General features: G+C 63.4%; 21 protein-coding genes and 1 pseudogene. 7 read left to right on the forward strand and 15 right to left on the reverse strand.

The features are described 5' to 3' along the window. Positions 1-367: 367 nt before the first annotated feature. The 6 genes from BLU37_RS06260 to BLU37_RS06285 form a co-directional block, all read right to left on the reverse strand. Complete coding sequence (locus BLU37_RS06260; protein WP_090203238.1) at positions 368-1,264, reverse strand: sigma 54-interacting transcriptional regulator; 897 nt, start codon at positions 1,262-1,264, stop codon at positions 368-370. Between the two features lie 56 nt (positions 1,265-1,320). Then, entirely contained in the window at positions 1,321-1,902 is a 582-nt protein-coding gene (locus tag BLU37_RS06265; protein WP_010447312.1) for an alpha/beta hydrolase, read from the reverse strand. A gap of 342 nt (positions 1,903-2,244) precedes the next feature. Continuing rightward, complete coding sequence (locus BLU37_RS06270) at positions 2,245-2,646, reverse strand: ExbD/TolR family protein (protein ID WP_090203239.1); 402 nt, start codon at positions 2,644-2,646, stop codon at positions 2,245-2,247. A gap of 1 nt (position 2,647) precedes the next feature. Beyond that, positions 2,648-3,373, reverse strand: coding sequence for a MotA/TolQ/ExbB proton channel family protein (locus BLU37_RS06275; RefSeq protein WP_029532925.1), 726 nt, complete (start codon positions 3,371-3,373; stop codon positions 2,648-2,650). A 42-nt stretch (positions 3,374-3,415) separates the two neighbouring features. Continuing rightward, complete coding sequence (locus BLU37_RS06280; RefSeq protein WP_090203240.1) at positions 3,416-4,231, reverse strand: energy transducer TonB; 816 nt, start codon at positions 4,229-4,231, stop codon at positions 3,416-3,418. Between the two features lie 246 nt (positions 4,232-4,477). After that, entirely contained in the window at positions 4,478-6,850 is a 2,373-nt protein-coding gene (locus BLU37_RS06285; protein WP_090203243.1) for a TonB-dependent receptor, read from the reverse strand. 152 nt (positions 6,851-7,002) lie between these two features. Here BLU37_RS06285 and BLU37_RS06290 point away from each other — a divergent pair, with 152 nt between their 5' ends. Together BLU37_RS06290 and BLU37_RS06295 are read left to right on the forward strand one after the other, a co-directional pair. Next, positions 7,003-7,950, forward strand: a complete 948-nt coding sequence (locus BLU37_RS06290) for a LysR family transcriptional regulator (protein WP_090203246.1) — start codon at positions 7,003-7,005, stop codon at positions 7,948-7,950. A 138-nt stretch (positions 7,951-8,088) separates the two neighbouring features. Then, on the forward strand, positions 8,089-9,693 hold the full coding sequence (locus BLU37_RS06295; RefSeq protein ID WP_090203250.1) for an alkaline phosphatase family protein: 1,605 nt from the start codon (positions 8,089-8,091) through the stop codon (positions 9,691-9,693). 112 nt (positions 9,694-9,805) lie between these two features. On the opposite strand, the gene BLU37_RS06300 is transcribed toward BLU37_RS06295, so the two are convergent. Next, positions 9,806-10,711 carry a TauD/TfdA dioxygenase family protein gene (locus tag BLU37_RS06300; protein WP_090203253.1) on the reverse strand — a complete coding sequence of 302 codons (906 nt, stop codon included), beginning with the start codon at positions 10,709-10,711 and terminating at the stop codon, positions 9,806-9,808. Between the two features lie 182 nt (positions 10,712-10,893). Between BLU37_RS06300 and BLU37_RS06305 the strand changes: the two genes are divergently transcribed. Beyond that, positions 10,894-11,814, forward strand: coding sequence for a LysR family transcriptional regulator (locus BLU37_RS06305; RefSeq protein ID WP_029532928.1), 921 nt, complete (start codon positions 10,894-10,896; stop codon positions 11,812-11,814). A gap of 52 nt (positions 11,815-11,866) precedes the next feature. Here BLU37_RS06305 and BLU37_RS06310 read toward each other — a convergent pair whose 3' ends face one another. Continuing rightward, positions 11,867-12,892, reverse strand: a complete 1,026-nt coding sequence (locus BLU37_RS06310; protein WP_090203258.1) for an ABC transporter substrate-binding protein — start codon at positions 12,890-12,892, stop codon at positions 11,867-11,869. A 349-nt stretch (positions 12,893-13,241) separates the two neighbouring features. Between BLU37_RS06310 and BLU37_RS06315 the strand changes: the two are divergent. Together BLU37_RS06315 and BLU37_RS06320 are read left to right on the forward strand one after the other, a co-directional pair. After that, a pseudogene (locus BLU37_RS06315) lies at positions 13,242-14,799 on the forward strand (ABC transporter permease); the annotation flags it as partial. Beyond that, positions 14,796-15,611: an ABC transporter ATP-binding protein gene (locus BLU37_RS06320; protein WP_090203264.1), complete on the forward strand. Its 816-nt coding sequence runs from the start codon at positions 14,796-14,798 to the stop codon at positions 15,609-15,611. The pseudogene BLU37_RS06315 and the gene BLU37_RS06320, both read left to right, overlap by 4 nt. Positions 15,612-15,715: 104 nt before the next feature. Here the strand turns inward: BLU37_RS06320 and BLU37_RS06325 are convergent, their stop codons facing one another. Beyond that, entirely contained in the window at positions 15,716-16,804 is a 1,089-nt protein-coding gene (locus BLU37_RS06325) for a fatty acid desaturase (protein ID WP_090203266.1), read from the reverse strand. 97 nt (positions 16,805-16,901) lie between these two features. On the opposite strand from BLU37_RS06325, the gene BLU37_RS06330 reads away from it, so the two are divergent. Then, positions 16,902-17,906 carry an AraC family transcriptional regulator gene (locus BLU37_RS06330; RefSeq protein WP_090203269.1) on the forward strand — a complete coding sequence of 335 codons (1,005 nt, stop codon included), beginning with the start codon at positions 16,902-16,904 and terminating at the stop codon, positions 17,904-17,906. A gap of 41 nt (positions 17,907-17,947) precedes the next feature. On the opposite strand, the gene BLU37_RS06335 is transcribed toward BLU37_RS06330, so the two are convergent. Further along, a complete protein-coding gene (locus BLU37_RS06335) occupies positions 17,948-18,634 on the reverse strand; it encodes a Crp/Fnr family transcriptional regulator (protein ID WP_010447338.1) in 687 nt (228 codons plus the stop codon). Positions 18,635-18,720: 86 nt separating this feature from the next. Here BLU37_RS06335 and BLU37_RS06340 point away from each other — a divergent pair, with 86 nt between their 5' ends. Next, entirely contained in the window at positions 18,721-19,245 is a 525-nt protein-coding gene (locus tag BLU37_RS06340; RefSeq protein ID WP_090203271.1) for an Mpo1 family 2-hydroxy fatty acid dioxygenase, read from the forward strand. 147 nt (positions 19,246-19,392) lie between these two features. Here the strand turns inward: BLU37_RS06340 and BLU37_RS06345 are convergent, their stop codons facing one another. From BLU37_RS06345 to oscA, 5 genes are all read right to left on the reverse strand, one after another. After that, positions 19,393-20,382: a sulfate/molybdate ABC transporter ATP-binding protein gene (locus tag BLU37_RS06345; protein WP_010447342.1), complete on the reverse strand. Its 990-nt coding sequence runs from the start codon at positions 20,380-20,382 to the stop codon at positions 19,393-19,395. 3 nt (positions 20,383-20,385) lie between these two features. Further along, on the reverse strand, positions 20,386-21,258 hold the full coding sequence (cysW, locus tag BLU37_RS06350) for a sulfate ABC transporter permease subunit CysW (protein WP_010447343.1): 873 nt from the start codon (positions 21,256-21,258) through the stop codon (positions 20,386-20,388). A gap of 12 nt (positions 21,259-21,270) precedes the next feature. After that, a complete protein-coding gene (gene cysT, locus BLU37_RS06355) occupies positions 21,271-22,089 on the reverse strand; it encodes a sulfate ABC transporter permease subunit CysT (protein WP_010447344.1) in 819 nt (272 codons plus the stop codon). 82 nt (positions 22,090-22,171) lie between these two features. Beyond that, entirely contained in the window at positions 22,172-23,182 is a 1,011-nt protein-coding gene (locus BLU37_RS06360) for a sulfate ABC transporter substrate-binding protein (protein ID WP_010447345.1), read from the reverse strand. 159 nt (positions 23,183-23,341) lie between these two features. Further along, positions 23,342-23,524 carry a sulfur starvation response protein OscA gene (gene oscA, locus BLU37_RS06365; protein ID WP_007945260.1) on the reverse strand — a complete coding sequence of 61 codons (183 nt, stop codon included), beginning with the start codon at positions 23,522-23,524 and terminating at the stop codon, positions 23,342-23,344. Positions 23,525-23,559 lie beyond the last annotated feature (35 nt).

The following is a 23,559-nucleotide window of genomic DNA, read 5'->3' on the forward strand; positions in this document are numbered from 1 at the left end:
GTGCAAGCAATTTGATATCGCTTGCATGGAGTGGAAGATACCGGGATTTTTTATTCCCGAACAATACCTTTTATTCATCTTCATATTCATTTTACTCATATAAAGATTTCCCCGCCCCGACCCGCCCCTGTAGGAGCGTGGCTTGCCCGCGAACCGCCGCAGGCGGCCATCCGAAACTGTTTTGAATGGCCGCCGATGGCGGTTCGCGGGCAAGCCCGGCTCCTACAGGGATGTGCATGCCCCAGGGAGCGCGTACGCCGCAGGGAATGTACAGGCCACAGGGAACGGGCACGCCGCAGGAATGTACAGGCCACAGGAAACACGCACGCCGCAGGAGGAATGAACACTCCACAGCGTAGACGTTCGATCAGTCCAGCAGACGCTTGAGCGCCGCCCGCTCCTGCGCTGTGCTGCCCGCCAGCAGATGCTCGATCACCGCCAGCGGCTGTGGCAGGTTCAGGTGCTCCGGCAGAATCTCGTCGCCGCTGCTGACCAGCAGGGCGAAGTGGATGACGTTTTCCAGCTCACGGGTATTGCCCGGCCAACTGTGACGCTCCAGGGCACGCTGGGCGCTTTCGCTGATCAGCGGCAGCGGCAGGCTCAGGCGCTGACTGTAGATACCGATGAAGTATTCGGCCAGAGACAGGATGTCACCGACCCGCTCGCGCAGCGCCGGCAACTCCAGGTGACCTTCGCGGAGGTAGTGGTAGAGCCGCTCGTGAAACTTGCCCACCGCGACCGCCTGGGCCAGGTCGATGCTGCTCGCCGCGACCAGTCGTACATCCACCGGGCTCGGATGGTGTGCTCCGACGCGGGTGACTTCATGGTTCTCAAGCGCCGCCAGCAGCTTGACCTGGATGGGCAGCGGCAGGTCGCCGATCTCGTCCAGGTAGAGGGTGCCACCGTTGGCCGAACCGAACCAACCGGCGCGACTGCTCACCGAGCCGCTGTGGGCACCGACCGCATGGCCGAACAACTCGGCGTCGGCATAGGTGGGGCTGATGGCGCCGCAGTTCACCGAAACGAACAAGCCGCCACGATCGCTGGCACGGTGGATATGCCGGGCCAACAGCTCCTTGCCGCTGCCGGTCTCGCCGCGGATCAGCACCGGCAAGGCCTTCGGCGCCAGTTCTTCAAGCTCTTCACGCAATTGGCGCGAACGCGGGTCGACAAATACCAGCGCCTTGGCGCGGATGCTCAGCGGACTTTTTTCCGCATCGGGAAAGGTCAGCAACGGCTGACCGAAGGTTTCATGCAGGCTCATGACAGACTCCCGCCCGGTTCCGCCTGAAGGCGGGGGCGTTGAACGAAGAAAAGAATTCAGGCGCGGCGCAGGGAATGCTGTTCCATGCGGGTTTGCAGGCGATACAGGTAGGCGAATCCCTGCTCCCAACGCTGGTGGCCGGACTTGACGTTGATATGCCCGGCACCACTGATGATGCCGGCTTCGGCGCCCCATTGACGGGCCAACTCCAGGGCCCTGGGGGCACTGACCGCAGGATCGTTGTCCGAGGCGACGATCTGGCTCGGGAACGGCAGCAGGTCGCTGGGGATCGGCGCAAAATTGCGCAACGCTGGCGCGCAAGCGGGCCGCTCGACATCGGCCGGAGCCACCAGCAGCGCACCGTGGACCTGGTGCAGCAGGTGGGTCGGCGCGGTGCGGGCCCAATGGGCCACGGTGATGCAACCCAGGCTATGGGCGATCAGGATCACCGGCGTGCTGTCGGCAGCGATGGCTTCGGCCAGGGCCGCCACCCAGTCTTCGCGGCGCGGCGTCAGCCAGTCGGCCTGCTCCACCCGCGCAGCGTTGGGCAGGCTGTTCTGCCAGTGGGTTTGCCAATGATCTTCTGGCGATCCTTGCCAGCCCGGCACGATCAGATAACGAATCGACTCGTTGCGCATGGGGTACTCCTCCAGCGTTTGCGTTCCTGGTCGAGTATAGGGACGAGAGATATATTCGTTAAGGAATAAGAAGCTATTTATTAAGATCACAAAGAAATATAAACCAGGTAGTCAGGGTGACCGTCAGTCCCTGTGGGAGCCGGCTTGCTGGCGATGGCGTCGCGATGCTCGCCGAAGAGGTGAAGAATGGCCGCCTGCGGCGGATCGTCAGCAAGCCGGCTCCCACAGGGGGGATTAGTGTCCAACTTCCTGGGGGCAGCCCAGAGGTTGTTTTCGCGGAAATAAAAAAGGGCCGCACCCTGCCAAGGAGACGGCCCGAAAAACGCGAAGAATGTGTTGCGTTCAGCGTGCGGTGATCACCGACAGTTTGGTGATGCCCGCCCGCTCGATGGAGGCCATAGCCCGCGCCACTTCGCCGTAGTTCACGCCGTTGTCGGCCTGCAACTGGACCCGCAGCTCGGGGTCCTTGAGCTTCGCCGCCTGCAGGTTGGCTTGCAGCAGGTCGGGCTGGATCTCGTCCTTGTTGAGGAAGAATTTGCCGTTGCCGTCGATGCTCACCACAAACGGGTCCTTCTGCTCCACCGGCGCCACGGCTTCGGTCTTGGGCAGGTTGATCGGGATCGAATTGGTCAACAACGGCGCGGTGACGATGAACACCACCAGCAGTACCAGCATCACGTCCACCAGCGGCGTGACGTTGATTTCGCTCAGTACCTCATCACTGTCTTGAGTGGAAAAGGCCATGTCAGGACGCCTCCTTCACTTTCTGCGTGGCACCTTGGGCCTGGCCCTTGTTCACGGTCGGGTGCACCAGCACACGGAATGAACTCTTCTGCGCCAGGCTGTAGAAGTCGTGGGCAAAATCATCGAGGTCGGCAGCGGTCAGCTTCAGGCGGCGCAGGAAGTAGTTGTAGACCAGTACCGCCGGTACGGCGACGGCGATACCGACACCGGTCGCCACCAACGCGGCACCGATCGGCCCGGCCACCGTTTCGAGGCTGGCGGAACCGGCGGCGCTGATGCCTTTCAGGGCTTCCATGATCCCCCACACGGTACCGAACAGACCAATGAACGGCGAGGTACTGCCGATACTGGCGACCACCGCCAGGCCGGTTTCCAGCGAGCGACGCTCCCGTACGATCTGCTGGCGCAGGGCGCGCTCCAGGCGGTCCTGATGGTTGATCGCCTGGCTCAGGTCGGCGGCCGGGCTGCCATCACCGACCTGGATCGCAGCGTAACCGGCCTGGGCCACGCGAGCCGCGGCGCCGGGCTGGGTTTCGCTCAGTTCGGCAGCCGAATCAAGGCTGGAGGCGGCCCAGAACTGTTTGTGGAAACGCCGATCCTGGCCCTTCAGGCGGCCGAACTGCACCGCCTTGAGCAGAGCCAGGCCCCAGGTGGCGACGGAGAAGACCACCAGCAGCCAGATCACCGCGCTTTCGATGGATTGGAGTGGAGATGCCAGTAAACTCATGATGTGTTTCCTCTTGAAAGCGTTTAGCGCGTGGGCGGCCGGTCAGTGGATCTTGAAGTCGATGGGTACGCTGACCCAGCCGACCTGGGCGACATCGCCCTGTTTGGCAGGGACAAAGCTCCAACGCTTCACCGCTGCCAGCGCAGCGTCGTCGAGTTGCTGGCGACCACTGCTTTTCTGAATCTGGATCTCGCCCGGCTTACCGCTGGCCAGGACCTGCACCCGCAGTACGACCGTGCCTTCCCAACCACGACGCTGGGCCAACGACGGGTATTCCGGCGCCGGGTTCTTCAGGTACGCGGCGTTGGCCGAGGCCGGTGTCACGGGTGTCGGGGCCGGTGGCGCCGGTGGGGCGGGCGGCACGGCAGGTTGCGGCGGTGCGGGCGGCTGCTCGACCGACTTGGGCACAGGCTTCGGCTCGGGCTTGGGTACCGGTTTCGGCTTGGGCACGGGTTTCGGCTTGGGCGGTGCCGGCTTCGCCGCCAGTTCGTCGACCACCGGGGGCGGCGGCTCCACGACGGGCGGCGGCGGTGGCGGTTGGACCGGCGGCGGCGGTTCGACCACGGGCGGTGCCGGCTGGGAAAACTCGATGGTCATCGGCGGAATTTCCGGCGGTACCACCGGCAGCACCGGGGTCTGCTGCTGACTCAGCCAGTAGATCACCGCGCCATGCAGCACCAGGGCAAACACCCCGAGCAATAACGCCTCGCGCCGGCTGAGAATGCCCTTGGGGGTTTTCTGCAAGCGCAGTTGCCCCAGCGGCGCACGGTGGGGCCGGCCGAGATCGACCAACTCGCCACCCGGTGCCTGGCGCCAGAGCACCTCGTGTGCACTGGCAGCGGTCTGGACATTGCCCATTGAATCACTCCTGCGGTCTTCAGCTGAAAATCGTCGCGGCTGCATTGGGCCGCGTCGAGGTGGCGATGATCCTCGCAGGCTGTTTAGTCCTGAAAGTAATCTTTAAAGTTATGAATATTCCAAAAGTGAATATGAGTTTCTGACGACCTTCGTAAAGCCACGCGTATGAAGGGCTGCAGTCAATCGACGAAAAATCGATGCTTTCCGGGCATGAAAAATATTCCCCCAAGGCATGGGATTGAGCACCTAGAAGTCATAGCGACCGGTGACACCCAAGGTTCTTGGGGTACCGAGCAGGCCTTCATAGCCGCCGTTGCTGGCGGTCCAGAGGGTGGTGTAGTAGGTCTTGTCGAAAGCGTTCTTCAGCCACAGCGAGACATCCCACTGGCCCTGGTTGAAGTCGCCGCGCAGACCGGTGGACAGGTTGACCACCGCGTAGCTGGGGATCTGCCCGTAGGTGGAGTCCTCGACCGTGCCAACCGCCCGGGAACGGAACGCATAGCTGGCCGTGACGTAGGGTTCCAGGCCGTTGTCCAGGTTCCACTTGTACTCGCCGTTGGCATTGGCGATCCATTTCGAGGCGCCGACCACCTGGTGCCCGCTGAGATCGCAGGACGCTGGCGCTCCCGGACGCAAGCTGACTTCCGGTGGGCATGGCGCATCCTTATAGGACAGGTACCGCACATCGTTGTAGGAGCCATTGAGGTTGAGCGTCAGCCCCCGCACCGGAATCAGCGTGCTTTCCACTTCCACACCCCGTGAGCGCACCGAACCGGCGTTGGTCAGGTACTGCACGCGGTTGGCGTAGTCATAGGCGTTGGTCTGGTAGCCGTTGACCTGAGTCCAGAACAGGTTGGCGTTGAGCTGCAGGCGCTTGTCCCACAGCGTGCTCTTGAAGCCCAGCTCGGCATTGTTCGCCCGCTCGGTGCCGATCAGCAGCGAGTCGGCGCCCGCAGTCGGGGCCGAGCCCACCACGAGGTTCACCCCGCCGGATTTCTCGCCATGGGACAGGGTCGCATAGCCGAGCAGTTCATCGCTGAAGCGATAACTGAGGTTGAGCAGGCCGGACGGGCTGGTGCTGTACTGGCTCAGATTGCCAGAGTCGTAGGCACCGGCACGGGCAAGTCGGGCGGTGGCGGCAGCACCGCTCACCGCAGCGCCGCCGAGCGGTGCGTCGCGGGTCACCCAGGCGCTTTTTTCCTCGTAGCTGCCGCGCAGGCCGGCGGTGAAGTCCAGGCGCTCGGTCAGGTGCCAGGTGCCCTGGGCGAACAGCGCGAAGCTGTCGGTATCGATATGCCCGTTGCCGATGCTGGTGACGTTGTTCAGCGCGCCGCTGGCGGTGCCATTCCAGATATCGGCCTGGGGCCCATAGTAGTTGAAGCTCTTGTTATCGAGCTTGGAGCCGAAGTAGTACGCCCCCAGCACATAGTCGAAGGCGCCGCCGGTAGGCGATGCCAGGCGGATTTCCTGGGACCATTGCTTGTCTTCTACCGAGACTCCGGCGTTGTAGTACGCGGTGGTGTTGAGGCCATCGTCGTTGCGCGGGGTGAAGTTCCACCAGCGGTAGGCACTGATCGAGGTCAGGGTGAAGTCGTTGGGCAGGGTCCAGTTGGCCTCCAGCGAGCTGCCGCCCTGGAACACCGTGACCCGCTGCTGACCATTGAGATTCACCTCGCGATGCGCGCCGTTGGCCAGGGTTGCGCCGGCGGCACTGGCCCGCGACTGGTAGAGATTGACGCCATTGATGGTCGGCCCGGTGCTGTACAGCACGCGGGTGCCCGCGCTTGAGTCTTCCTCGTTGTAGTCGCCGATCCAGCGCAGGTTGAAGTTCTCGTTGGGCTTGAACAGCAGTTGCGCGCGAAAGCCGTCCCGCGAGCCGCCGTTGAGGTCATGGCCGTCGTACTCGTTCTTGATGTCGCCGTCGCTGCGGGTGCGGTAGGCCGACAGGCGTCCGGCCAACTGGTCGTTGATCGGTCCGGAAATGCTGCCCTTGGTCTGGAAGTAGCCGTCCTCGCCCACCGAACTCTCGATGCTGCGCTCCGGGGTGAAGGTCGGCGCACGGGTGTTGATGTTGATCACCCCGGCGGTGGTGTTCTTGCCGAACAGCGTGCCCTGGGGACCGCGCAGCACTTCCAGTTGCTCGATGTCCATCAGGTCGAACACCGCCATGCCCGGCCGCCCGAGGTAGACGTTGTCGATGTACAACCCGACGCTGCCCTCCAGGCCATCGCTGGCCGGGTTGTTGCCCAGGCCGCGAATCGACACGCTGGACTGGCGTGCATGCATGTAGGCGACGTTGACGCTGGGCACCAGTTGCTGCAGGTCCTGGATGCGATAGACGCGCTGGCTTTCCAGGGCCTGGCCGCTGACCACGCTGATGGGCGTGGGCACGCTCTGCGAACTTTCCTCGCGACGGCGGGCAGTGACGGTCACGGTTTCCAGCCGGCCGCTGTCGGCCTTGGTCTTGCTGGTGCTGGCAAGCGGGACACTGTCCTGCGCGGGATCGCTCTCGGCAGCCTGGCCCAGCGAGCAACTGGCACTGCCTGCCAGCAACAGCGCCAGAGGCAGGCGCTTGAGCCGTCGCGAAGGATGAGGCACGGCAAGATGGGGCGACGTCATGGGCGGCTCCTGGTCAAGAAATACACAACCGCATATTCCTTAAAGTTATTTATTTATGTTTATATGAAGATTTACTGCATAAGAGATTGCCTTTATAAGGAGTTGAGCGGATGCATAGCCAATGCATTTCCCCGATATTTTTTATGTGAAAAATGCATATCGATTTGCGCCAACTTCGCCATTTCATCGCCCTCGCCGAGCAACGCAGCTTCGTCGCCGCCGCACTGGCGGTGAACCTGTCGCAGTCGGCTTTCAGCCGCAGTATCCAGGCCCTGGAAAACAGCGCCGGCTGCCAGTTGGTGGACCGCGGACGCAAGGACCTGGCGCCGACCAAACAGGGCCAGGTCTTGCTCGAACACGCCCGGCGGCTGGTCAGTGGAGCCCAGCAACTGGCCAATGAGATCAGCCAGTTCAACGGTCTGGAGGCGGGTGAGCTGCGCTTCGGTTGCGGCCCGGCGCCAGCTTCGGGGCTGATCCCAAGGGCCATCGGCCATTTCATCGGCCGCTATCCCAAGGCCCGGGTGCAGTTCCAGGTCGATGACTGGCAAAGTCTGAGCAAACGCCTGCTCAACGATGAGTTCGAGTTTTTCGTCGCCGACACCCGGAGCTTCGAGGCCAATCCGGACTACCAGACCCAGCGCCTGCGCCCCCGCCGCTGGCATTTCTGCTGCCGCGCCGGACACCCGCTGGCGGCGCCCGAGAGCGTGACGGCCGAACAATTGCTGAGTTATCCCCTGGCCTCGACGATTCGCCCGCCAAACCTGCGCAAGGTGATCGCCGACCTCAGCGGGCGCCCGGACTTCACCCCGCAGGTGGAGTGCGAAAGTGCTTTCAGCCTGCTCGGCGTGGTGCTGCGCTCGGATGCCATCGGCATCTGTGGCGACAACAGCGATGCCTGGGAATATGCCCGGGGTGATCTGGTGCGGTTGAAGGTCGACGGCCTGGCCGATGAGCGGGAGGAGCTGTACACCCGCTATGGCATCGTCAGCCGCGCCGGCTATCGGCTGTCGCCGCTGGCGGAGGCGATGATCGAGCAGATCAAGAACGAGGATGCGGTGGAGGTGAATGAGGTGTGCAATCTGGAGCAGGTGGCTGTCTGAGCGGGCTTGCCCGCGAAGAGGCCCTCATGCTCAGCGCATGATGCAGCCCCTGCATGAAAAACAGTCACCGAATGCACTTGCCGAAACCGACCACGGAACGCGAAATCGCCTACCTGTCTTCCACTGCGGTGAACTCCCATGCCCCACGTGCGCAACGTGCTCTACATCATGTGCGACCAACTGCGTCGCGACTATCTGTCCTGCTACGGCCACCCTCACCTGCACACGCCGAACATCGACCGCCTGGCCGCTGCCGGCGTGCGTTTCAGCCGTGCCTACACCCAGGGCACCATCTGCGGCCCGTCGCGGATGTCGGCCTACACCGGACGCTACGTCAGCAGCCACCAGGTGGCCTGGAATGCCGTACCGCTACCGCTGGAAGAGCTGACCCTCGGCGATTACCTGCGGCCCCATGGCATCCGCACCGCACTGGTCGGCAAGACCCATGCAACGCCCAATCTCGACGCCCTGCAACGGCTGGCCATCGACCCCGACAGCCCGCAGGCCGAGCCGCTGAACGAGGTCGGCTTCGAACCCTGGATGCGCCACGACGGCATCTACCCGGACAGCCCGCTGTTCGCCGACAAGCGTGAGTCGGCGCCCTATACCCACTACCTGCGCGAACTCGGCTACAGCGGCCGGAACCCCTGGCACGACTGGGCCAACGCCGCCGAAGGCGCCGACGGTGAAATCCTCAGCGGCTGGAAAATGCGCAACGCCCACCGGCCCGCACGCATTCCCGAACAGCACTCGGAAACCGTCTACACCACCGACCGCGCCATCGACTTCATCAGCGAACAGGGCGAGCAGCCGTGGTGCCTGCACCTGTCGTACATCAAGCCGCACTGGCCCTACCTCGCGCCGGCGCCGTATCACGCGCTGTACGGGCACGAGCAGGTACTGGCGCCGATCCGCCCGCAGCCTGGCGCAGCCAGCGACCACCCGGTGTACAACGCCTTTCGCCAGCACGAGGAGAGTCAGAACTTCTCCCGCGACGAAGTGCGCCTGAACGTCGTGCCGACCTACATGGGCCTGATCAAACAAATCGACGACCAGCTCGGACGGCTGTTCGACGTACTGCAGTCGAGCGGGCGCTGGGACGACACATTGATCGTCTTCACCAGCGACCACGGCGACTTCCTCGGCGATCATTTTCTTGGTGAGAAGGAGTTCCTGCTGGAACCGGCAGTCGGTGTGCCGCTGATCGTGCGTGACCCGCGCACAGCGGCGAACAGCACCCGGGGTACGGTGGACGAGCGGCTGGTGGAAACCATTGACGCGCTGCCGACCTTTCTCGACGCGCTGGGGCTGCCGGGGGCGGAACATCGGCTGGAAGGCCGTTCGCTGGTGCCGCTGCTGCATGGCGAACAACCGGACTGGCGCCGCTACGCCATCGCCGAATACGACTACGCCTTCCAGGCCCCCGCGCGGGAGCGCTTGAGCCAGCCGATCGATCGTTGCCGGATGACCATGGTGCGCAGCGAACACTGGAAGTACCTGGCCTACGATGGCTTCCGCCCGCAGTTGTTCGACCTGCAGAACGATCCGCAGGAACTGCATGACCTGGGCGCCGACCCGGCGTTCGCGGCGGTGCGCGAGGAACACCTGGGGTATCTGTTCGACTGGCTGCGCGGCCTGAAACGTCGGACCACCATCAGCCATGAAGAGATCGACCTGCGCGGGCAGCGCTTCCGTTACGGCGAGCCGGAGGCGGAAAAAGTGGTGCAGATCGGGGTGTGGTGAAATTCCCTGATGGCCCCTTCGCGGGCAAGCCCTGCTCCTACAGGTTTCGCACACCTCTTGTAGAAACAGGGCTTGCCCGCGAAGGGACCCATAAGCCCTACACCGCAGTGGCTCAAGCCCCGCGGATGGTCTGGCTCCGCTGCCCCTGCACGCCCACCGGCACCTCGCCCTTGAGCGTCACCCGGCGCACGATGCGTTCCTGGGTGCCGTAGTCGTCCACCGCGTAATGCTGGGTCGCGCGGTTGTCCCAGATCGCCACGTCACCGGTCTGCCAGCGCCAGCGCACGGTGTTTTCCAGGCGGGTCACGTGACCCTGCAGCACGCTGAACAGATGCGCCGAATCCGCCGGCAGGTAGCCCTTGATGCGCTTGACGAAGTGCCCCAGCAACAGACTGCGCTCGCCGCTGATCGGATGCACACGCACCACCGGGTGCTCGGTCTCGTACACGGTCGAGGTGAACACCTGGCGATAACGCTCCTGCACCTGCGCCGAGACGTTCGGCCGCAAGCCGACGTAGTCGTACTCATTGCTGTGCACCGCCCAGAGCTTGTCCGCCAGCTCACGCAGTTCCGTCGGCAGTTCGTCGTAGGCCGCCGCCGCGTTCGCCCACACCGTGTCGCCACCGGCAGCTGGCGCCAGCACCGAACGCAGGATCGAGGCTTTCGGATAGGCATCGACGAAGGTCACGTCGGTATGCCAGGAGTTGGCCCGCTGGCCCTTGGTGCCGTCCAGCTCCATCAGATAGTGGGTGCCATCGCGCACCGGTACCGTCGGATGCGCCACCGGCTCGCCGAGCAACTGGGCAAAGGCCTCCTGGCTCTGGTCGTCGAGGTGAGTCTGCCCCCGGAAGAAGATCACCTTGTACTGCAACAGCGCCTGCTGGATCGCCTCGATAACGCTGGCGTCCAGCTCGCCGGACAACGCGACGCCACGAATCTCGGCGCCGATCCGACCGGCCACCGGATGAATGCCCAGGGCGTGTACAGCGGGTTTTACAGCACGTGCGGCATTGCTCATGGATAACCCCTCGTCGACTGCTTACGGTTTGAGCCGCCGCGAAACAATGCTCTATCTATATTCAATTTACGTCTAATAGATATCTACATGCTTCGTTGACGGAATAAGAGCTTGCATTTAAAACCTCAAGCCTTGCTCGTCGCCAATACCTTCGAGCTATTTTTCGGATGCCGGGAAAGCATATGGATCTTCGCCAGTTGCGTTACTTCATCGCCCTCAACGAACACCGCAGTTTTGTCCGTGCGGCGGACGCCATGGGCATCACCCAGCCGGCCTTCAGCCGCAGCATCCAGGGGCTGGAGCAGGAGTTCGGCTGCGTGCTGGTGGACCGCGGCAACAAGGACCTGCGCCCCACGCCCGAAGGCCAGGTGGTGTTACAGCACGCCCTGAGCCTGGTGCAGGGCGCGGCCTTGCTCAATGCCGAAGTGACGCAGATGACCAAGCTCGACGCCGGCGAACTGCGCTTCGGTTGCGGACCGGCACCGGCGGTGAAGCTGGTGCCGGAAGCGGTGGCCCGGTTCCTCAACGCCCACCCGAAAATCCATACCCGTTTCCGGGTGGATAACTGGGAACGACTCAGCCGCAGCCTGAGTCGCGAAGAGATCGAGTTTTTCATCGCCGACATCCGCCACTTCGAGGCCGACCCGAACTTCCAGACCCAGCCGCTGCGGCCACGCGGTGGGGTGTTCTTCTGCCGACCAGGGCATCCGCTGCTGGCCAAGGACAGCCTGTCGACCAACGACATGTTCGATTACCCGCTGGCGGCCACGCTGATTCCACCGGGCATTCGCAAGCTGCTGGCAAACCTCAGCGGACGCACGGACTTTTCGCCGAACATCGAGACCGAGCATTTTCCGGCGCTGGTGAAGATCGTGCGTCGATCCAATGCGATCGGCCTGGGCAGTCGGGAGGCGTTCGAGGAAGACGTGGAGAAGGGTGCGCTGGTGCAACTGCACTGGCGCAACCTGCCGCAGAACATCGAGCACCTGAGTGCACGCTGCGGCATCGTCAGCCGCACCGGGTTCCGCTTGTCACCGGCGGCGCGGGCAATGATCGAGACGCTAGTGACTGTGGATAACCAGGAAGAACGCGTGGCGGTCTGACTGGCCTCTTCGCGGCGGTTCGGCGCGAAGAGGCCTTAAAGGACAGCCAGCATCACAACCCCGCCGCCGCCAGATTCGGCGCCACCCAGTCCGTCACCTTGAACGACCGGCGAATCAGTTTCTGCTGCACCGCCAGGTCCACCGAATCCTGCAGTTTGCCGAGAAAAACCGGGTCCAGTTGCGAAGGGAAGATCTCGCTCAGTTTCTCGTCCTTGAGGTCCTGCTGCAGAATCAGCTGTGGATAATTCGCCAGCCCCGACACCAGCTCGACGTAGGCCTGTTTGTTGTCATCCTGGGTCAGCCAGTCCACCGCCTGCTGCTGCGCCTTGAGCAACGTGGCGACCACCTCCGGATGGGCATCGACAAAGGCTCCCGAGCCCAGCAGCACGCTCTGGATGCTGCCCGCCCCACCCAGGGTCTTGGTGGTCACCGGCAACTCTGCCAGGCCCTTGGCTTTCAGCGCCGCCAGGTTCGACCCGCCCCAGGAGGCATCGACCTGTTTCGCCGCCAGTGCCGCCACCGCTGCGCTGAAGTCCAGGTTGATGACCTTGATGTCCTTCTCGCTCAGGCCCTGGCTGGCCAACGCGGCATCAAAGGACAACTGGCAGGCGGTGCCACGAAACACCGCCACGCGCTTGCCCTTGAGGTCCTGCAGGGAGTTGATGCCCGAACCGGGTACCACGCCCAGGTACTGCTTGACCCCTCGCGCACTGGCGCTCAGCAGGCGGGTATCGAGGCCATTGGACTTGCCGATGATTGCCGCCAGGTCGCCCAGGTAGGCGAAATCCACCTGGCCGTTGGCAATGGCCTCGTTGATCACCGGACCGGCGCCCTTGAAGAAATTCCATTGGATCTTGATGCCCTGGTCGGCAAAGGCCTTTTCCAGGATCTGCTGACTGCGCAGCACATCGACCACACCACCGCCACTGTGTTGAGTACCGGCGCTCAGGTCAGGCACCGCGATGCGGATCTCCTTGACCTCGGCCGCATCAACGGACAGCGACAGACAGCCCAGCACGCCGGCCAGCAAGGGAGTAACGAACAGCCGGCTGAGGCGGCCTTGGAAGAGGGTTTTCATCGGTGGTGCTCCTATGCGACAGGCTTCGAGGCGCAGAAGGTAGGCACAGTTTTGACCACCCATAAAATACTAATAATTCACATTTTAGTAACTTTAAGAAATATAGGCAGCGAAACTCAACCCTGCCGGGGTCATGCACAAAACGCATGGAAAATATTCCCCAAATGCATTGGATGCCGGCCCTCCATCGGCCTTAAATGGCCTTTTATTATGCCTCAATAGCATTGATACGATTTTTTACAGATCCAAAAAGCATATTCATCACCGACGCCGTGTATCGCCCGGAAAACCGACAACGGAGGTCTGCCATGGCCCGCATTTCCCTGCTCAGCCTGCCGCTGGCGCTGCCGCCCGCCCGCCATCCGCGACGCTGGCCCGATCTCGGCCAACGCCTGCTGCCCTGGCTGCTGCCACTGGCCCTGGCCGCCCTGTGGTGGACCGCCAGCCGCCAGCACTGGATGAGCGAGCAGATCCTGCCATCGCCCGTGCTGGTGGGGCAAAGCGCCGTGGAACTGGGCAGTGGCGAGCTGTGGAGCCATCTGTGGATCAGCCTGCAACGGCTGCTGTACGGCCTGCTCGCCGGCGTCGGCCTCGGCGCCCTGCTTGGCGCCAGCCTCGGTTTCAGTCGCCGCGCCGAGCGCCTGGTGTTCCCCACCTTCAGCGCCCTGGCACAAATCCCGACCCTGGCCTGGATCCCGCTGTTCATGGTGTTTTTCGGCATTGGTGAACTGCTCAAGCTGGTGGTGTTGATCAAGGCCATCGTGGTGCCGGTGACGCTGCACACCCTGGTCGGTGTACGCGACGCTCAACCGCGCCTGCGCGAAGCCGCTGCGGTGCTGCGGCTGCCACCGTCTCTGCTGGTGCGCCGGCTGATCCTGCCAGCCGCACTGCCAGCGTTCATGGCCGGCCTGCGCCTGGCTCTGGCCGCCGGCTGGACCTCGCTGCTGGCGGTGGAACTGCTGGCCTCCAGCGAGGGCATCGGCTACCTGATGGTCTATGCCCGGCAGCTGTTCATGCTCGATATCGTCTTCGTCTGCATCCTGGTCATCGGTGTGATCGGCGTGCTGATGGATCGCGGTATCGCCCTGCTCGACCAGCGCCTGGTGCACTGGCCGCATCCGGCCACCGCGCAGATTCCTCGCGGCCCGCGTTACCAGGGCTGGCAACGCCTGCAACCGTGGCTGTTGCCGCTGACGCTGCTGGTGCTCTGGCAACTGGCGAGCGAGCTGCAGTGGGTCGACGGCAGCATCCTCGCCAGCCCCCTTGCGGTGCTGCATAGCACCTGGAACGGCCTGCTCGACGGCAGCCTGCCGCGCAGCCTCGGCCTGAGCCTGAAACGTACCCTGGCCGGGCTGCTGCTCGGCGGCTCGCTGGGCCTGGGCCTGGGCTTGCTGCTGGGGTTGTCGACGACCTGCGAACGTCTGCTCGGCCCGAGCCTGTCGGCGCTGCGCCAGATCGCGATTTTCGCCTGGGTGCCGCTGATCACCGCCTGGTTCGGCCTGGGTGAATGGGCCAAGGCGGTGTTCGTTGCCCTTGCGGCGTTCTTTCCGCTGTTCATCGCCACCCAGCGCAGCGTCGCCACGCTCTCGCCACAACTGACCGAAGCAGCCCAGGTGTTGCGTCTGAGCCTCTGGCAACGGTTGCGCAAGCTGGTACTGCCCGGCGCCGCACCGGGGATTTTCGCCGGGCTGCGCCTGAGCCTGATCTACGCCTGGCTGGGCACCCTCGGCGCCGAATATTTCATGCCGTCCAACGGCGGCATCGGTTCGCTGATGATCGGCGCCCAGCAACTGCTGCAAATGGACGTGATCATGGCCGGCATGCTGCTGGTCGGTGCCACCGGCGCGCTGATCAACCTGCTCGGTCAACGCCTCGAAACCCGCGCCACCCGCTGGAGAAACGCATGAACGCACCACTGGTCAGCTTCAACCAGGTCGGCAAGTCCTTCGACGTCGACGGCGCCGAACTGCAGGCCATCGACAATTTCAGCCTGGACATCGCCGAAGGCGAATTCGTCGCCATCGTCGGTTCCAGCGGTTGCGGCAAGTCGACCCTGCTGCGCCTTCTGATCGGCCTGGACACCACCTTTCAGGGCGAGATCCGCGTCGACGGCCGGGCCATCGACGGCATCGGCAGCGAGCGCGGCATCGTGTTTCAGGAGCACCGGCTGTTTCCCTGGCTGACGGTCGAGGAAAACATCGGCCTGGGCCTGGTCAACGAGACACTGGGCAATAACGAACGCCAGCAGCGCATCAAGGATTTCATTCAGTTGGTAGGGCTCACCGACTTTGCCCGTGCCTACCCGCACCAGCTCTCCGGTGGCATGGCCCAGCGCGTGGCGATTGCCCGGGGGCTGGTGACCAGCCCGCGCATCCTGCTGCTGGACGAACCGTTCGGCGCCCTCGATGCGCTGACTCGCCAACAGATGCAGGACGAACTGCTGGCGATCCGCGAGCGCGCACAGATCACCACGTTGCTGGTCACCCACGATGTCGACGAAGCGATTTTTCTCGCCGACCGGGTGGTGGTGATGGAGCCGCGCCCCGGGCGGATCAAGCAGGTGGTCGAGATCGCCCTGCCCCATCCACGCCAGCGCAGTGGCTTCGACTTCCACCGCTTGCGCGAGGAACTGCTGCACGAACTCACCAGCGACGATCACTACCAGCCGCCGCTGCCCGAACAGATCCGCGACCTGCCCCTGACCTTCATCGCCTGCTGAGAGGCACCCCGACATGGCGCAACGCCCGAACTGCCTGGTGAGCCGGGCCGACGACCTCGGCTTTTCCGACCTTGGCGGCCCCTGTCCAGCCAAACCAAAACGCCTCAGACTCGAGCGCTGCTCACCTCTTGGACACGGTTGCGCTCGCGCCGAACAAAGCGGTTCGCCCGGCCGAACGTGCCGAAATCATTGAAGCGCACACCCATCTCGGCCATCACCCTGTGCGCCACCGGCGCGGTCATCTGGCGGATATAGAACGGATCCTTGACCACGAAATGGTGAATCCCGTGGGTGCTGCCGAAGTTGAAGCAGAACGCCTGCAGTGGCCACAGCCACCAAGGATTGAGTACCTGGGTCTGCTGGATGACGTTGCCCGGCTCGACATCGCCGTAGTAATGCATGTTCGAACTGATGAAGTGCAGGCAGAAAGTGCGCAGCACGTTCGGCCCTATGATCACCACCGCCGCCATATCGATCACCCGCATCATCGCCAGGGTCCCGGCCGACCAGTCGATCGACGTGCCCAGCAGCGCAGCGACGCCGTTGGCGCCATGGAAACCCAGGAATACATACCAGGCGCCCCAGTGCAGCAGGGCCAGCGGCGCATAAACCAGTACCACGCGCTTGAGAATGCTGCGCCGGTGCGCCCAGGTTTTCGCCCGGCCCACGCGGATCAGCGCCGACATCAGGTTATCGCCGACCATCAGTAGCCGCGCCAGCCCCCAGGGTTCGCCATTGGTGATCGCCCGCTCCTCCATGTCAGCCTCACTGCCGGAGACCTTGTGGTGGTTGAGGTGCAGGTGGCGGCGCACCCACGGATTGATGGTGCTCGGCCGCGCCAGCCAGACCAGCGCCAACATCAGGTTGTGCGCCAGGCGTTGTTTGCGGAAATACAGGCTGTGGATCAGGTCGTGCTCCAGCTCGTGGGTCAGCGAGGCGAGGAAGGCGTTGACCAGCAGGCACCCCCACCAAGCCAGGTAACCCTCGATATAGAGCGCCGCCGAAACGATCATGCCGGCCAGGGCAAAGGCCAGGATGCTGGCGCCAATGGCGTCCTGATGGTTGAGCAGCGGGTAGCGCCGACGCAGCTCGACGCCCCTGGCCAGTACCACTTCACGAATGCGCGCCGAACGCTGCTGATCGTCCAGCAGATGACCATTCGCGGCCTGGGGACTTGCGCAAACACCTTCCATGATTCCATCCTCTGGTCATTGATGTTCGTATCTTGCGCCGTAGCATCACCTGAAGGCCGTAGCCGCGAACGCCAACCCGTTGACCGGACGCGCCAACATGCCTGAACCGACCTCGCTTTCCAGCTGGACCCGCGCCCTGCGCAAGCAGCTCGACGCCCTCGGCCTCGACAGCGCCGCCCTGTGCCGCGAGGCCGGGATCGACCCGCAACTGATGGACGATCCCAACGCCCGCTACCCGTTGTCGGCCACCACCCGTCTGTGGCAACTGGCGGTGACGGCCAGCGGCGACCCGGCGATCGGCCTGCGGGTGTCGCGGTTCGTCAGCCCGACCACCTTTCACGCCCTCGGTTATGCACTGGTCGCCAGCGGCAGCCTGCGCGAAGTGTTCGAGCGCATCGTGCGTTATCACACCGTGATCAGCGATGCCCTGGAACTGGAACTGAGCCGTGAAGGCGAGCACTACCGTTTCAGCCTGCGGGTGCCCAAGGGCAGCCCGGAGCCGGCCCAGGAAGCCATCGACGCCTTCGCCGCGATCTACGTACGGACCTGCCGCAACCGCCTGGGCCGCGACTACGCGCCTTTGGCGGTGCACCTGCGGCGCGCCGAGCCGGCCGATCCCAAACCCTGGCACACGGTGTTTCGCGCACCGGTGTTCTTTGGTGCCGAAGAGGATCGCCTGGAGTTTGCCTGCAGCGATTTCGACAGCCACCTGGACGACGCCAACCCGGAGCTGGCCGAACACAACGAAGCGGTACTCGACCGCACGCTGGCGCAGCTCAAGCCGTTAACCTGGGAGCGCCGGGTGCGCGAGACCATCGAGGCGCAATTACCCGAGGGCGAGCCCTCGGCCGAACGCATCGCCCAGGCCCTGCACCTGAGCCTGCGCAGCCTGCAACGGCACCTGGCCGACGAGGGTTGCCGCTACGACACGCTGCTCAATCAATGTCGGGAAAACCTGGCGCTGCAGCACCTGCGTGACCCGCAATGTTCGCTGAGTGAAATCAGCTACCTGCTCGGCTTTGCCGATACCAGCAGCTTCAGCCGCGCGTTCAAGCGCTGGACCGGGATCACGCCGGGGCAGTTTCGCGATGGCATGCGCTGAATGGCAGGGCCCGCGAAGGGCCCCACTGCACAGACTACCGCTCAGTCCTCGGCCGCAGCCCGCAAGCGCGCCAAATCGGTGATTTCGATCTCGCCATAGTTCAGGTGCAGGATGCCCTCGTCCTGCAACCCCTGAAGGATCTGATTGGTGGTCTGACGCGACAGCGACAGCATCGCCGCCAACTGCTCCTGGGCCAGCGGGATCAGTTGGCGCGAGTGATTGAGTTCGCCATACCCCTCGGCGATCTGCAGCAGCCGATGCACCAGCCGCGCCCGGGCGGGCAGCAGGCTCAACTGCTCCAGGCCGATAAAGGTCAGGCGCAGTTTCTGACTCATCAGCAAGGCGAAATGCCGCCAGTATTCGGGATGCTCTTCCAACAGCTGCAGCAAGGCCCCCTGCGGCACCTGCAGCAGGATGGTGTGGCTGGCCGCATAGGCATCGTGGGTACGCGGCAAGCCGTCGAACAGGGAAATCTCACCGAACCAGTACGGCAACTCGATCACGCTCAGCAGGGCCTCCTTGCCCTTTTCGCTGACCGAACCGACCCGCACCGAGCCTTCGAGCACCGCATACAGGCCACAGGGCGGATCACCGCGCTTGAATAGTCGTTGGCCTGGCGTCAGGCGCCGGCCCTTGGCCGCAGCCAGCAGGCTATCCTGTAAATGAGCCGGCAGATTGCTGAACCAGTGACCCGTCAGCAGGCGCGAGCGCCAGGCAGATACTTCCATGGGAACTCCGAGACGATTGTCGGCTAGCCGACAGCGCAAAGTTTTCGAGCAGGGCATGATCCCATCACCCTACAGGAGGAATAACAATGAAAAACCTCGTCGAGCATCTCAGTCAATACGCGGAGTACCACCGTGATCCGCGAAACATCGCCAGCCACTTCATCGGTATTCCGCTGATCGTGATCGCTGTCGCGACACTGCTGTCACGCCCGGGATGGCCGGTGGCCGGGCTCTGGCTGACTCCGGCGGTGCTGCTGACGGTGGCCTCGGCCTGGTTCTATCTGCGCCTGGAAGTGGCCTTGGGAGTGCTGATGACCGTACTGCTCGGCCTATCCGTTTGGCTAGGCCAGATCATTGCGGCGCAGAGCACGATGGTCTGGTTGAGCACCGGGATCGGCCTGTTCGTGGTCGGCTGGATCATCCAGTTCGTCGGGCATTACTACGAGGGACGCAAGCCGGCATTCGTCGACGACCTGAGCGGGTTGATCGTCGGGCCGTTGTTCGTGGTGGCCGAATTGGCCTTTCTGCTGGGTTTGCGCAAGGCGCTCAAGCAGGCAATCGAGGCGCGGACGGGAGTGGTGCGGTTGCGCGAGAAGCGCGCGGCGGTCTGATGGTTTTGTAGTGTTGGGTAGGGCCTCTTCGCGGGCAAGCCCGGCTCCTACCGTTCGGGGTCGTACATCAGTGTTGCGTACAACCGATAACCTGTAGGAGCAGGGCTTGCCCGCGAAGAGGCCAGCAAGCCCAACACGCCTTGAGGATCAGACGCTCGCCAGCTTCTGCCAGACCTTCGGCTTGAAGAACAGCGTCTCGCCCCGCGCCAAACCGATCAGGCTGTCGTGGTCCTTGACCACTTCGGCCTCGATCAATTCGCTCTGGCCCTCGACCTTCAGCGTGACCCGGGTGGTCGCGCCCAGCGGACGGATGTCGCGCACTTCGGCGGCATGGTGATCCTCCAGCTCATGCCGTGACAGCGACACTTCGTGCGGACGGAACAGCACGTGGTTGTCCTCGCCCAGGTACAGGCGGTTGGAGTCACCGAGGAAGTGGTAGACGAAATCGCTGGCCGGGTTCTCGTAGACCTCGCCCGGCGAGCCGATCTGCTCGATCACGCCCTTGTTCATCACCACGATGCGGTCGGCCACTTCCATCGCCTCTTCCTGGTCGTGGGTCACGAACACCGAGGTCAGGTTGATGTCTTCGTGCAGCCGCGCCAGCCAGCGGCGCAGTTCCTTGCGGACCTTGGCGTCCAGCGCGCCGAACGGCTCGTCCAGCAGCAGCACCTTGGGCTCCACCGCCAGGGCACGGGCCAGGGCGATGCGCTGGCGCTGGCCACCGGACAGTTGCTCCGGGTAACGGTCGGCCAGCCAGTCCAGTTGCACCATGTTCAACAACTCATGGACCTTGGTGGCGATCTGGCTTTCGTTCGGCCGCTGGTTCTTCGGTTTCATGCGCAGGCCGAAGGCGACGTTGTCGAATACCGTCATGTGGCGGAACAGCGCGTAATGCTGGAACACGAACCCGACGTTGCGATCACGCACGTCATGGCCGGACACGTCTTCGCCATGGAACACGATGTTGCCGGCATCCGGGGTTTCCAACCCGGCGATGATCCGCAGCAGGGTGGTCTTGCCGCAGCCGGACGGGCCGAGCAGGGCCACCAACTCGCCGCTGTTGATATCCAGGTTGATGCTGTTCAGGGCCTTGAAGGCATTGAAGTTCTTGCTGACGTTACGGACTTCGATCGACATGACTTATTCCTCCGCGGCGCTGGCGCGCAGGCGGTTGATTCGGTTTTCGCTCCACTGCTTGAGCAGCAGGATGAAGAGCGCCAGGATCAGCAACAGGCTCGCCACGGCGAACGCGGCCACGTGGTTGTATTCGTTGTAGAGGATCTCGACGTGCAGCGGCAGGGTGTTGGTCACCCCGCGAATGTGCCCGGAAACCACCGATACCGCGCCGAATTCACCCATCGCCCGCGCCGTGCAGAGCACCACGCCGTAGATCAGGCCCCACTTGATGTTCGGCACGGTGACATGCCAGAACATCTGCCAGCCGTTGGCGCCCAGCAACCGGGCGGCCTCTTCTTCCTGGGTGCCCTGCTCCTGCATCAGCGGGATCAGTTCACGGGCGACGAAGGGCACGGTGACGAAGATGGTCGCCAGGACGATGCCCGGCAGCGCGAAGACGATCTGGATGTCATGGTCGGACAGCCACGGGCCGAACAGGCCCTGGGCGCCGAACATCAGCACGTAAACCAGGCCGGCGATCACTGGCGACACCGAAAACGGCAGGTCGATCAGGGTCACCAGGATGCTTTTGCCGCGAAAGCTGTACTTGCTCACGCACCAGGCGGCGCTGACGCCGAACACCAGGTTCAGCGGCACCGAGATCAGCACGGCGATCACCGTCAGTTTCAACGCCGACAGGGCGTCGGGTTCGAAGATCGCGGTGAAAAACGCCCCCAGGCCGTTCTTCAGGCCCTGGGACACCACGATGAACAGCGGCAGCAGCAGGAACAGGGCAAAGACCAGCCAGCCAAGGCCGATCAGGATCCGCCGCGAAGTGGCACTGCCACGCCGGGCGGCATTGGCCGAGGACGCGGCGGCAATGGACGATTGGGACATGTTCGCGCTTCCTTATGGGGTTTCGATACGCCGCTGCAGCAAGTTGATCAGCAGCAACAGGACAAAGGAAACCACCAGCATCAGCACGCCAATGGAAGTCGCGCCGGTGTAGTCGTACTGGTCGAGCTTGACCATGATCAGCAGCGGCAGGATCTCGGTCTTCATCGGCATGTTGCCGGCGATGAAGATCACCGAGCCGTACTCGCCGACGCCACGGGCAAAGGCCAGGGCAAAGCCGGTCAGCCAGGCCGGCAGCAGCGCCGGTACCAGGATATGGCGGAACACCTGCAGCGGCCGGGCGCCCAGGCAGGCGGCGGCCTCTTCGACTTCACGGGGAATGTCGGCGAGCACCGGCTGCACCGTACGGACCACGAACGGCAGGGTCACGAAGGTCAGCGCCAGGGTGATGCCCAGCGGGCTGTAGGCGATCTTGAAACCGAGGTCGGCGGCGAACTGCCCGACCAGCCCGGTCGGGGTGTACAGCGCGGTCAGCGCGATACCGGCCACTGCGGTGGGCAGTGCGAACGGCAGGTCGACCATCGCATCGATGATCTTGCGGCCGGGGAAGGTGTAGCGCACCAGCACCCAGGCCAGCAGCGTGCCGATGATGCCGTTGATGATGGCTGCGTACAGGGCGGTACCGAAGCTCAGCTTCAACGCCGCAATCACCCGCGGGGCCGAAATGATGTTCCAGAACTGGTCCCAGGTGAGCTGGGCGGCATGCACGAACATCGCCGCCAGCGGTATGAGCACAATCAGGCTGAGGTACACCAAGGTGTAGCCCAGCGTCAGCCCGAAGCCGGGTATGACGGGGGAGATACGACGCGACATAAAAGTCCTTGGTTTTGACGCACAAAAGCCCCGAATGCTATCGGGGCCCTGGGCTTGGCTTATTTCAGGTTACCGATTCCGGTCACTGGGCCTGGTAGATCTGGTCGAACACGCCACCGTCATTGAAGAATTTCGGTTGGGCAGTTTTCCAGCCGCCGAAGTCCTTGTCGATAGTCACCAGTTGCAGTTTCGGGAATTGCTTCTCGTACTTGGCGGCGACCTTCTCGTCCCGTGGACGGTAGAAGTTCTTCGCCGCAATTTCCTGGCCAGCCGGGCTGTACAGGTGCTTGAGGTATTCGGTGGCGATCTCGGTGTTGCCTTTCTTCTCGGCGTTCTTGTCGACCACCGCAACCGGCGGTTCGGCGAGAATCGACAGCGAAGGCACGACGATATCGAACTTGTCGGCGCCGCCATCTTCCTTCAGGGCCAGGAAGGCTTCGTTTTCCCAGGCCAGCAGGACGTCGCCCTGGCCGTTGTTGACGAAGGTGATGGTCGAGCCGCGAGCACCGGTGTCCAGGACCGGCACGTGCTTGAACAGCTCTTTCACATATTCCTGGGCCTTGGCTTCGCTGCCACCGGCCTTGAGGCCATAGGCCCAGGCGGCGAGGAAGTTCCAGCGGGCACCACCGGAGGTTTTCGGGTTCGGGGTGATGACCGACACGTCTTTCTTGATCAGGTCGCCCCAGTCCTTGATGCCCTTGGGATTGCCCTTGCGCACCAGAAACACGATGGTCGAGGTGTATGGCGTGCTGGCGTCCGGCAGACGCTTCTGCCAATCCACGGGCAGGGTCTTGCCGAGCTTGGCGATTTCGTCGATGTCGCCGGCCAGAGCCAGGGTCACCACGTCGGCGCGCAGGCCGTCGATCACCGCACGGCCCTGTTTGCCGGAGCCACCATGGGATTGCTGGATCTTCACGTTGTCGCCAGGGTGCGCCTGTTTCCAGAAGCTGGTGAATTCGGCGTTGTAGTCCTGGTACAGCTCACGGGTCGGGTCATACGACACATTGAGCAGTTCGTAATCCTTGGCAACGGCGGAACCGGCAAACATGGCGCTGGCGAGCGCAGCCAGGGCGTAACGGCGAATCGACGACATGGTGAAGCTCCCGAAAAAATGTGAGGTATTGGCTTTTTTCTTATGGCACATCAGGTCTGCATTCGCGCCTGAACGCTGCTGTATTCCTGGAAAGGCACGGGTGAATGTGCCCTCCGGTGACCCGTCGGACCTCTGACGGCTCAGAGGGCTGAGCGAGATTCAGCTGGGTTTGTTACTGGGGTTTTGCAGGCGGAATTTTTCCTTGCGCTCGATCTGTACCACCTGGGCGTTGTGCACGGTGATCTCGACCGCACCAAAACGCAGGTCGCGCAAGGCGCTCTGGATCTCACGCAGAATGGTTGCTTCGTCCTGGCCGTCAACGCTACGCAGAGATGCGCTCATGGTCGTGCTCCTGAAATGAGAGTTGCCGCGGCAGT

Origin of the sequence: Pseudomonas asplenii, from assembly GCF_900105475.1 — a bacterium.
In the GTDB taxonomy this organism is placed as follows: Bacteria; Pseudomonadota; Gammaproteobacteria; order Pseudomonadales; family Pseudomonadaceae; genus Aquipseudomonas; species Aquipseudomonas asplenii.

Coding starts and splice junctions, on each gene's coding strand:
- BLU37_RS06260 (WP_090203238.1), bottom strand. CDS start 1,264: ATGAGCCTGCATGAAACCTTCGGTCAGCCGTTGCTGACCTTTCCCGAT.
- BLU37_RS06265 (WP_010447312.1), bottom strand. CDS start 1,902: ATGCGCAACGAGTCGATTCGTTATCTGATCGTGCCGGGCTGGCAAGGA.
- BLU37_RS06270 (WP_090203239.1), bottom strand. CDS start 2,646: ATGGCCTTTTCCACTCAAGACAGTGATGAGGTACTGAGCGAAATCAAC.
- BLU37_RS06275 (WP_029532925.1), bottom strand. CDS start 3,373: ATGAGTTTACTGGCATCTCCACTCCAATCCATCGAAAGCGCGGTGATC.
- BLU37_RS06280 (WP_090203240.1), bottom strand. CDS start 4,231: ATGGGCAATGTCCAGACCGCTGCCAGTGCACACGAGGTGCTCTGGCGC.
- BLU37_RS06285 (WP_090203243.1), bottom strand. CDS start 6,850: ATGACGTCGCCCCATCTTGCCGTGCCTCATCCTTCGCGACGGCTCAAG.
- BLU37_RS06290 (WP_090203246.1), top strand. CDS start 7,003: ATGCATATCGATTTGCGCCAACTTCGCCATTTCATCGCCCTCGCCGAG.
- BLU37_RS06295 (WP_090203250.1), top strand. CDS start 8,089: ATGCCCCACGTGCGCAACGTGCTCTACATCATGTGCGACCAACTGCGT.
- BLU37_RS06300 (WP_090203253.1), bottom strand. CDS start 10,711: ATGAGCAATGCCGCACGTGCTGTAAAACCCGCTGTACACGCCCTGGGC.
- BLU37_RS06305 (WP_029532928.1), top strand. CDS start 10,894: ATGGATCTTCGCCAGTTGCGTTACTTCATCGCCCTCAACGAACACCGC.
- BLU37_RS06310 (WP_090203258.1), bottom strand. CDS start 12,892: ATGAAAACCCTCTTCCAAGGCCGCCTCAGCCGGCTGTTCGTTACTCCC.
- BLU37_RS06320 (WP_090203264.1), top strand. CDS start 14,796: ATGAACGCACCACTGGTCAGCTTCAACCAGGTCGGCAAGTCCTTCGAC.
- BLU37_RS06325 (WP_090203266.1), bottom strand. CDS start 16,804: ATGGAAGGTGTTTGCGCAAGTCCCCAGGCCGCGAATGGTCATCTGCTG.
- BLU37_RS06330 (WP_090203269.1), top strand. CDS start 16,902: ATGCCTGAACCGACCTCGCTTTCCAGCTGGACCCGCGCCCTGCGCAAG.
- BLU37_RS06335 (WP_010447338.1), bottom strand. CDS start 18,634: ATGGAAGTATCTGCCTGGCGCTCGCGCCTGCTGACGGGTCACTGGTTC.
- BLU37_RS06340 (WP_090203271.1), top strand. CDS start 18,721: ATGAAAAACCTCGTCGAGCATCTCAGTCAATACGCGGAGTACCACCGT.
- BLU37_RS06345 (WP_010447342.1), bottom strand. CDS start 20,382: ATGTCGATCGAAGTCCGTAACGTCAGCAAGAACTTCAATGCCTTCAAG.
- cysW (WP_010447343.1), bottom strand. CDS start 21,258: ATGTCCCAATCGTCCATTGCCGCCGCGTCCTCGGCCAATGCCGCCCGG.
- cysT (WP_010447344.1), bottom strand. CDS start 22,089: ATGTCGCGTCGTATCTCCCCCGTCATACCCGGCTTCGGGCTGACGCTG.
- BLU37_RS06360 (WP_010447345.1), bottom strand. CDS start 23,182: ATGTCGTCGATTCGCCGTTACGCCCTGGCTGCGCTCGCCAGCGCCATG.
- oscA (WP_007945260.1), bottom strand. CDS start 23,524: ATGAGCGCATCTCTGCGTAGCGTTGACGGCCAGGACGAAGCAACCATT.